The organism is Methylomonas sp. BG-2, from assembly GCF_057766305.1.
Map to the genome: position 1 here is coordinate 1 of NZ_JBYMAP010000433.1, position 1771 is coordinate 1771.

The window sequence follows — 1771 nt, forward strand, 5'->3', positions numbered from 1 at the left end:
CCCGAATTTTTACGAGCCCGCATCAGATACCCGACAAAAAAATCTCGTCGCGGCCGTACAGGCGTCGGGCATCGTCGAAGCCGCGCGTCTGACAGGCACCGAGCATTTTGTTGATTTCCCGGATATAGGCGTCATCTTCCTCGGGCTCCAATGCCATGAAGTATTGCAACCAGGGTTCGCGGCCGATGGCATAGACATAGACTCGACTGGCGCCTACCGCATGCAGCAATTTCCAGGCGGCTTCGGCGTTGCTACCGTTGGAACGCCGCGCTTGACAATGTTTGTGATCCGGCAGCTTAGGCAGTAAGGCACCGTAAACCCAGGACAATGGCGCGCCTATGCACTCCATGCCCAGAAATACCGTGCCGATCGCGCCGTATTCGGCGCACAGGTTTCGGTACATCCGTTCGTCCAAGCAGTTGGAATCCGCGGCAAACAACAGTTGTTGCTTGCCGGCCCGAATCAGGTAGGCGCTTTTGGCGAACGGCAAATCGTTGTGTTCGCCGAGGAAGGGCACGGCCACGATTTCGCCACCGCTGAACCCGATACTGTCCAACGGATCGACTTCGACCACTCGGTGAAACCCCAATTCGCGGGCCAGCAACCTCATCGAGATGTCGGCGTAAAAAATCCCCGAGCTCTTCGGCACCACCAAACAGCCGATTCGGTGGCGCAGGCGCAGCAAGGTCTCAAACACATAATGATCGTGGTGAACGTGGGTAATCAGCACGTAATCGATATGCGCCGGCAAGTCCTGAAAACTGTAACGGTCAATTCCGCCCCGGCTGGGTTTGACGGCGATAAACGGATCCACCAAAATCGCAATGCCGCGGGCTTCGATCAATACCCCGGCGTGCCCCAGATAACGCACCCGAACACCTTCGCCCAGCCAAGGTTCGGCGATACTCGGCGCCTGCCCGTCCAGCAAGCGAATCAGTTTGGCGTCATCGGCTGCATCCAAGCCCAGCAATTCGCGGATATAGCCCAAGGGTTGAGGGCAGGTGTCCAACTTGAACAATTCGTCCACCGCCGTTTCGGCGAAGGGGATGTCCCAACCGATGCTGTCGTCATCCGGTAAACGCGGCGTACTCATGTAATACGCGCGGGCTCTGTCGTGGGTTTGGGTGAAAAGCCGTAACGATTGCAAATGCTTTTTATAGTGCCGGCTTCTGTAGAACAGGCTCTCTATGCAGCGGACGATCGGGCGATTCTGGTAGTCGTATAACAGCTCCACATAGCCGCTGAGCGAATCGGGTAACTCTTGGTAATACGATTCCAGACTTTGCCCGACTGCCTCCCGATCCAACCGATTTTGAAAGGCGATTAAATCCTCCGCCATCCGCAGGCTATCGGCATGTTCGCCGCTCATGTTTTCCAACATTAGTGCAATGTCGCCGACCCGATCCTCAGCCACGTTGACGAAAGGGCCGCCGAGCAATTTGGGATTAGCGCTGGATTTGACGTGTATTGCCGGATTCTGCAAGTACGAGATCAAGTTTTTTTTCTGGTAATTCAAGCGGTGTAGGCTGGCCGCAACCGGCGAAAGCGTGTGCGGCCAAGCCACCCAGCAATCGACCAATGCCTCGACGGCGGTCGAGTCGGCGAGTCTGTATAGGGTTTTATCGTTCATATTCTTTAGCGTCCTATTCCGTGCCCCGTGGTTAATAGACATGGGTTGACAATCCCATCTATGTTGCGGTGATTCCGCTATCTAGGTTGCGTCTTGAAATGCCGCCAAGCGATCAACGAATCCGGCCAATGTCGGCGCCTC

At 55.7% G+C, this 1771-nt stretch carries 1 protein-coding gene; it reads right to left on the bottom strand.

The window, feature by feature from the left end:
* Positions 1 to 22: 22 nt before the first annotated feature.
* Positions 23 to 1630, bottom strand: coding sequence for an MBL fold metallo-hydrolase (locus AC3B8H_RS21020; RefSeq protein ID WP_488443458.1), 1608 nt, complete (start codon positions 1628 to 1630; stop codon positions 23 to 25).
* Between the last annotated feature and the right edge of the window lie 141 nt (positions 1631 to 1771).

Excerpts from the sequence above, each read along its gene's own strand:
- AC3B8H_RS21020 (WP_488443458.1), bottom strand. The coding sequence starts at position 1,630 with ATGAACGATAAAACCCTATACAGACTCGCCGACTCGACCGCCGTCGAG.